This is a genomic window from Mesorhizobium sp. M7A.F.Ca.US.006.04.2.1, assembly GCF_004022915.1.
Lineage (GTDB): Bacteria > Pseudomonadota > Alphaproteobacteria > Rhizobiales > Rhizobiaceae > Mesorhizobium > Mesorhizobium ciceri.
The window spans coordinates 1-5,996 of record NZ_RZQA01000360.1 but is presented as its reverse complement, the minus strand read 5'-3'; the positions used below and the strand labels follow the sequence as shown (position 1 = coordinate 5,996).

7 protein-coding genes are annotated in these 5,996 nt (G+C 63.5%); all 7 read right to left on the bottom strand.

Translation table 11 applies throughout. The features are described from left to right. Window positions 1-993, bottom strand: a 993-nt coding sequence (pdxA, locus tag EN925_RS19385) for a 4-hydroxythreonine-4-phosphate dehydrogenase PdxA (RefSeq protein WP_128336820.1), incomplete at its 3' end; no start/stop codon positions are given. A 40-nt stretch (window positions 994-1,033) separates the two neighbouring features. After that, complete coding sequence (locus EN925_RS19380) at window positions 1,034-1,783, bottom strand: SDR family oxidoreductase (protein WP_084016082.1); 750 nt, start codon at window positions 1,781-1,783, stop codon at window positions 1,034-1,036. A 13-nt stretch (window positions 1,784-1,796) separates the two neighbouring features. Beyond that, window positions 1,797-2,747: a 3-hydroxyacyl-CoA dehydrogenase gene (locus tag EN925_RS19375; RefSeq protein ID WP_245465092.1), complete on the bottom strand. Its 951-nt coding sequence runs from the start codon at window positions 2,745-2,747 to the stop codon at window positions 1,797-1,799. Beyond that, on the bottom strand, window positions 2,735-3,610 hold the full coding sequence (locus EN925_RS19370; protein WP_127369321.1) for an N-acyl homoserine lactonase family protein: 876 nt from the start codon (window positions 3,608-3,610) through the stop codon (window positions 2,735-2,737). The genes EN925_RS19375 and EN925_RS19370 overlap by 13 nt, the downstream gene beginning before the upstream one ends. Further along, window positions 3,582-4,199 carry a hypothetical protein gene (locus EN925_RS19365; RefSeq protein ID WP_127369320.1) on the bottom strand — a complete coding sequence of 206 codons (618 nt, stop codon included), beginning with the start codon at window positions 4,197-4,199 and terminating at the stop codon, window positions 3,582-3,584. The genes EN925_RS19370 and EN925_RS19365 overlap by 29 nt, the downstream gene beginning before the upstream one ends. Further along, window positions 4,192-5,232, bottom strand: a complete 1,041-nt coding sequence (locus EN925_RS19360; protein WP_064994844.1) for a LacI family DNA-binding transcriptional regulator — start codon at window positions 5,230-5,232, stop codon at window positions 4,192-4,194. The genes EN925_RS19365 and EN925_RS19360 overlap by 8 nt, the downstream gene beginning before the upstream one ends. Before the next feature lie 23 nt (window positions 5,233-5,255). After that, the coding region (hisD, locus tag EN925_RS19355; RefSeq protein WP_128336818.1) for a histidinol dehydrogenase at window positions 5,256-5,996 on the bottom strand (741 nt) is incomplete at its 5' end.

Sequence of the window (5,996 nt, the reverse complement as noted above, 5' to 3'; positions counted from 1 at the left end):
CTCTCCGGTCAAAAGCAGTGCGTAGTCGATGGCCTCTATGAGGCTGGTCTCTCGGGCGATGCCGCGGCCGGCTATGTCGAAGGCGGTACCGTGGTCGACAGAGGTCCGCACGATCGGTAGGCCGAGCGTGATGTTGACTCCGCTCAGGCCAAGCCATTCACCGGTCTGCGGGTCGATCTGGAAGCCAAGCAGCTTCACCGGAATATGGCCTTGGTCGTGATACATGGCCACGACCGCGTCATAGGCACCGCCGCGCATTTTCACGAAGACAGTGTCGCCGGGGACGGGGCCATGGACGTCGTGGCCGCGTGCCCTGTAGTCGGCGATGATCGGCTGGGTGATGCGGATGTCGTGGGTTCCGAAAATGCCGCCTTCGCCAGCGTGCGGATTGAGCGCCGCAATCGCGACGCGGGGGGCCGCTATCCCCACATGCCCCAAGGCTTCGATCGTAAGATCGAGAACCCGGCGCATGCGTGGCTCCGTCGCCCTCTCCGGCACATCTTCCAGCGGGATGTGGGTCGTGACGTGGCTGACGCGGAAAGAACCGTGCGCGAGCATCATTGCGCTGTCTCGCGCACCGGTCAGCGCCGCCAGCAACTCGGTGTGACCGGGGAACCGATGACCGGCAAGATGAAGCGATTCCTTGTTGAGCGGCGCGGTGACGATTGCCGAAGCCTCGCCGGCCATCGTACGCCGCACACCCTCGGCCACGGCTTCGTAGGCCTGCCTGCCTGCTTCCGCAGACACCTGCCCGATCGCGACGGCCGAACCCTCGATCGGCCAGATACCGAGCGGCTCATCCGCTGTCGTGAGGGCGCGCAAAGGCAAGACCAGCGACCGGGCTGTCTCGTCAAGCGCCGCCAGCGATCCTACCAACCGGAGCCGAAACACACCGGTCTCGAGCTGTGGCGCGAAATGCCGGGCGGCCTTGAGCGCGATCTCGGGTCCGACACCGGCCGGATCGCCGACGGTAATGGCTATAGTTGCGGTCATTCAGGTCTCCACAAGCGCTGTGCGGACGTTCAAGACAGAATCACGCGAGGGGCCGCCCGCCGTCGACTGGAATGATAACGCCTGTCGCGAAGCGAAGGTGGGTCGCGACCGCCAGAACTGCCTCGGCAACATCGTCGGGGGTGCCCAATCGCCCGAGCGGCGTCCGGTTCACCTGTTCATCTCGCCAGGACTCGTCGCGGCCCTTGATAAAATCGGTGTCGACGACGCCCGGCGACACCGACACGACCCTGATTTTCGGTGCCAGGGCGCGCGCCAGCGACTTGGTTAGGTTGTCGACAGCTGCCTTGGAGGCGCAGTAGGCGATGTTGCTGCCCATGGCCGTTACGCCCGCAATCGACGAGATGTTGACGATGACGCCGCTGGCGGCGCGGTCGAGCAGCGGTCGCATTGCCCGCGTAGCGGCGATGACACCGCGCACGTTGACGCTGAGGATGCGGTCGATCAATGCGTCGTCCAGACCATCGAGGTCCGAATGCTGCACGAACCGGGTTATGCCGGCGCAATTGACCAGGATATCCAGCCGGCCAAACCTCTTCTCGATCTGGCCGGCCAGTCGCGCAAGGCAGTCGCTCTCGGTTACGCTCGCCTTGGCGACGAGGTGGTCACGGGGCGCAAGCGAGGAGACCAGTGCCTCCGCCGCCTGGCGCGAATGGTTGTAGCCGACGACGACCGACGCCCCTTCGTGTGCGAGCCTCGATACAATCTGCCCGCCGATACCACCGGTCGCACCGGTCACCAGGGCGACCTTGTCTTGCAGCATTGCCGCCATGGCCCTCTCCCTGTCAGACGCTGGTGCGTCGCTTGTGGGCGACGAGAGCCATGAGCTTGCGGTCGCGCCAGGCGCTGCGCTCACCGAGGCGGGAGGCCGGCAGCTTTTCGCGGCGCGCGGCCTCGGCTTTGCTGACGAGCGCTTCGGACCAAGGCGCCGGATCGCGCCTTTCCAGCGCGATCGCGTGGTAGAGCGGCCCCAGACGCCGTGCATAATCGGCAATCCCACCTGGCGCGTTGAGGTCGATCGTCTCGAACGGCCCCATGAAGGACCAGCGGTAGCCAAGCCCGTGCGACACGGTCAGATCGATGTCGGCGGCACTTGCGACGCCTTCCTCAAGCAATGCCCAGGCTTCGTTGAGCAACGCGCCCTGAAGCCTGTTCAGCACAAAGCCTTCGACCTCCTTGCGCACGACGATGGCCGCCTGACCCACGGCTTCCATTTGTGCCCGAAGCCATGGAACGATGTTTGCGTCCGTCCATGGCGCCGGAACCAATTCGACCAACGGGACCAGATGTGGCGGATTTACCGGATGCACCACGAGGAAGTGTGCGCGGTTTGCACATGGTGCCGTAAACGCCGAGGCAGGTATACCTGAGCTTGAACTGCCAACGACGGCGTCGGGCCGCATGACCCGATCGATTTCGAGGCAGACGGCCTCCTTGACATCGCGCCGTTCGAGCACCGACTCCTGGATATAGTCGGCATCGGCGACCGCCTCCTCCAGGGTGTCGACAACGCTCAACCGCCGGATGACTGGATCGATTGCGTCGATCAGCCCAGCTTCTTTCATGTCGGCAAGACTGGCGCGGATCCTGTCAATCACCTTCGCGCGGATGTCGTCGCTACCATCGTAGATGGTCACCTGATGTCCCGCCCGGGCGAAAACGATCGCCCAGCCGCGGCCGACGAGCCCTGCCCCGATAATGGCGACCTTGCGGATTGCGTCCACTACTGCACCCACGATTTCTCGCCGTCCGCCAGGCAGATTTCAGTGATGCGCAGGCCATCCTTGGTGATGCGCGACGGGAAACGGTCCTTCAGCCGCTCTTCGTGGATGGGAATGACGCGCCGCGCCTCGTAATTCACCTGCTTCATCATCTCCTCGGTGGCCAGCACGAGATTTGTCTGGCTGCCGACCGCTAACCCCACCGGAACGTAGAGCGTCTCGATATCGACGGCAGCTCCCGAGCCCTCGATATTGTCGAAGACATAGACCAGATCGCCTGCCAGTACCCAGGTATCTTCCTTGCCGTTGCGTATGGTGACCCACATCGAACCGTAGGTGTGGCTATCGAAGGCGGGATTGAGATCGACATTCGGGAGCACGTCCTGCTTTGCCCCATCAATCGTCACCAGCCGCTTCTGGCGGGCAAGATCGACACCGCGCACGATATCGCCAGGGTCGACGGCGACGTTCATCCAGCGCATGCGGTCCGGCAGCGACATCGCCCAGACCCATTTCGCGATTTCCCGCTCCTGGATGTAGAAAGTCGCTTTAGGGAAGTCCTCGACATTGCCGAAATGGTCGAAGTGGGCGTGCGTGACGAAGACCGTGTCGACGTCTATCGGCGACAGGCCGATCTCGCCGAGGACGGCCTCGGGCGAGTGCCAGTTTTCGACGCCGAACTTGTCGCCGAGATGCTTGCCGTAGTCCTTGTTATTGTAGCCAACATCGACCATGGCGACGTGGCCGTTGCCCTTAATCAGCGCATAGCAGTAGGGAAGCTTGACGTGACCCTGATTGTGGGCGCCGTAGAGCACGCCGCTCCTGTGGTAGTTGGTGACGTAGCTGTACTCAAGCACCCAGATCGAATACTGACCCATCGTTTCCTCCCTGTTTTCGCCAGCGCTGTGCACAACTGCAGCAGGCATGATTGAAATCGATCGGCGTCATGCCGGCTCGAGGCTCCGACGCCGCCTGCAGCCAGGCATAGGCGTGCTTGATTCTCTCCGCTGCGCGGTCGAGATGCTGCTGCCAGTCGCGCCACAGCCGAGCCAGGCCGAATTCGTCAAGCACTTCGCCGAGCGTCGCGTGCGCAGACTCCAAGCGCACGCGATGGGCCTCCAGACCGCGCGGCGGCTGCAAGGCGCCCAGTCGCCGCTTGACCTCGGCCCATTGTTCACAGGCCGCCGGGATATCCGGCAGGTCGAGCACATCGCGGCGACCGCCAGCTTCGGCCAGAACCAGCAAGCCCGCGACCTGCCCGATCAGTCGGCGCAGACCGTCATAGATGGGACGGGTGGCAACGACATAGCGGACGACAGCCTCGTCGGTCGCCCCATCCTGATCGATGAGCGGCTGGGATTCCCCACTTTCAGCGGACGACGGCTGCGGCGCTGCAACCAGCTCGCAGTCATAGCGGTGAACGGAGAGCGCGCGTTCGAAGAATCGCTTCGCGGATGGATCAGTCATGGTCCCTCCTGCGTGTCGTCGCCCGCTCGATCACGGGGCCGGGCGCAATCATCTGCACGACCGGCTCCCGGCCAGCATTCGTGCCCAATTCCTTGGCCAGCGAGACCGTCGCCTCCAGCATCTTTTCGATGGGCTGCTTGACGGTCGTCAGACCGTGCGAGGGCCAGTGCGCCATTTCGATATCGTCGAAGCCGACGATCGAGATGTCGTCCGGCACGCTAAGCCCCAGTTCCCGCACACCGTCGAGGAAGCCGATGGCGAGAATGTCGTTGGCGCAGAACACGCCGTCGGGCATCTTTTCGAGATCATGCAGCTTGTGGGCGGCCTGATAGCCAGCGTGATAGCTGAATTGCCCCGCATCGATGACGGCAGGCTCTGCAAGGCCGCGCTCGACCGCGCGTTCGCTAAAGCCGCGGTGACGGGCGACATTGGTCGAGGCATCCGCCAGTGCGGCGATGTAGGCCAGGCGCCGGTGGCCCGTATCGGCCAGATAGTCGGCAATGCGGCGACCGCCAAGGATGTTATCGCAGGAGATGCCGAAAGCGTGGTCGTCGGCCGACAGTCGGTTGAAGAAAATCACCGGCGTGCCGGCCTTGCGGCACTCCTGCGCGGCTTCCGAAGACAAGGTCGCCGCGAGGATGATGGCGAGGTCGGGCTGGTAGTTGAGGAGAAGGCGCAGTGCCTGGTCGACCTCACCAGACTGGTCGGCAGCGACCAGCATCACATTCATGTCGATGGCGCGCAGTTCGGTGGTGAGCCGGGTCAGCACTTCCGGATAGAACGGGTTCGTGATGTCGGCGACGACCACGCCGACGATGCGCGTCTTCTTGGTGATGAGGCTGCGAGCGAAGGGATTCGGCGAATAGCCGATCTCCCGCGCCCGGTTCAGCACCACGTCCCGCGTTTCCTTGGCGATCACGGCGTCGGCGTGAAAGGCCCTGGACACGGTCGCGACAGACATGCCGAGGTCGCGCGCCAGATCCTTTACGGTCAGGCGTGGCTTGCTGCTTTTGTTACGGGCGATGACCGACATGAAAACTCCGTTGGCGCGCAGCCTTAGGCCTCGTTGCGACCTCCGTAGCGGCGAACCCGGATGTTGGCCTGCTCGGCATGTCCGTAGAATCCTTCCAGGACGCACAGGCGCGAACAGTACTCGCCGATCATAGCGCTCGCTTCGTCGGTCAGGACGCGCTGATAGGTGCAGGTCTTGATGAACTTGCCAACCCACAAACCGCCGGTGTAGCGGGCCGCCTTCTTGGTCGGCAGCGTATGATTGGTGCCGATGACCTTGTCGCCATAGGCAACGTTGGTGCGTGGACCCAGGAACAGTGCGCCGTAATTGCGCATGTTGTCGAGAAAGTAGTCGGGATCGCGCGTCATCACCTGCACGTGCTCGGAGGCGATCCGGTCGGCTTCCACAACCATTTCCTCGTAGGAATCGCATACGATCACCTCGCCGTAGTCGGCCCATGCCCTGGCAGCGATTTCGGCCGTCGGCAGGATTTTCAACTGACGTTCGATCTCCGCCATGGTGTCGCGCGCCAGCTTTAGCGAATTGGTCAGAAGCACCGCCGGGCTTGTGGGACCATGTTCGGCCTGGCCAAGCAGGTCGGTCGCGCAAATCTCCCCGTCGACGCTGTCGTCAGCGATCACCAGCGTCTCGGTCGGGCCGGCGAACAGATCGATGCCGATGCGGCCGTAGAGCTGGCGCTTGGCTTCAGCAACGAAGGCGTTGCCGGGACCGACAAGCATGTCGACGCGTCCGATGGTCTCGGTTCCGAGCGCCATGGCGCCGAC